Below are 958 nucleotides of genomic sequence, written 5' to 3'. Positions count from 1 at the left end.
GCGCTTCTGGCATTTCTATGCGCACTTCACGCCGTGGTCGTGGATGTCGGTGGGCGCCCTGCTGCTGCCCGTCTTCGTGGGACTGGCGCTGGCCTTCGTGCTGGCCTGGTGGCTGGGCCGGCCGCAGTGGCTGCGCTGGCTGGCGCCGCTGCTGGCCGTGTCGGCGCTGACCATCACCGCCTATACCGGCGCCGAGCTGATGGCCGTGCGCTCGCGCCCGCTGTGGAACACGCTGTGGGTGCCGCTGAACCTGGCACTCACGGGCTGGCTGGCCACGCTGGGCTGCATGCTGGTGACGGCGCGCTTTCTGCCCGCCCGCCACCGCCCCGATGCCGGCGCCCTGCAGGCGCTGCGCATGCTGGGCCTGGCGCTGGCGCTGTGCCTGCTGGCCATGGTGGTGGTCTGGGCCGTTGCCGGCTGGCTGGGCCAGGGCCGCTCCTTCCAGGCGGCGCTGCAGCTGTGGCAGCAGTTTCCGGTCTGGCGCCTGAGCATGCTGGGCTCGGCCGTGGCCGGTGCCGCCCTGCTGTGGGCCCTGGTGCGGAATGGTCAGCGCATGGCCTGCCCGCGCTACACGCTGGCCCTGGGGCTGGGGCTGGCCGCCGCGGCCTGGGCCTTCCGCTGGGCGCTGTTCATGGGCGTGCAAGGCGTGCCCAAGTACGGCGCGGGCCTGTACATCTACCACATGCCGCTGGGCGGCGACGGCCTGCTGGGCATGCTGGGCGTGGCCGGCCTGTGCATTGCACTGGTGACGCTGGCCACCTGGGCGCTGGAGCTGTTTCCCGCGCGCTCGGCAGCGGCCCGCGCCCTCTGACACCGCCGCCCTGACGACCCCTCACCCATTCACGGAGCGCGGCCCGCCACCGGCCGGCCGCGCCACAGAAAGCCTTTCATGACCGACAAGAAGAAACTCCCCCAAGCCCCCGAAGATTCCCTGGATGCCGAGGCCGCCCGCCCGCGG

The 958-nt window shown here is 72.8% G+C and carries 1 protein-coding gene; it reads left to right on the top strand.

Going from position 1 to position 958, the window contains the following annotated elements; genetic code table 11:
• A partial coding sequence (gene nrfD, locus L995_RS25390) for an NrfD/PsrC family molybdoenzyme membrane anchor subunit (RefSeq protein WP_047474110.1) occupies positions 1–811 on the top strand: 811 nt, incomplete at its 5' end.
• Positions 812–958 lie beyond the last annotated feature (147 nt).

The sequence above is a fragment of the Delftia sp. ZNC0008 genome, from assembly GCF_000799035.1.
GTDB lineage: Bacteria > Pseudomonadota > Gammaproteobacteria > Burkholderiales > Burkholderiaceae_C > Comamonas > Comamonas tsuruhatensis.
The sequence above is the reverse complement of the archived record's forward strand: the minus strand, read 5'-3'. Positions and strand labels throughout refer to the sequence as shown.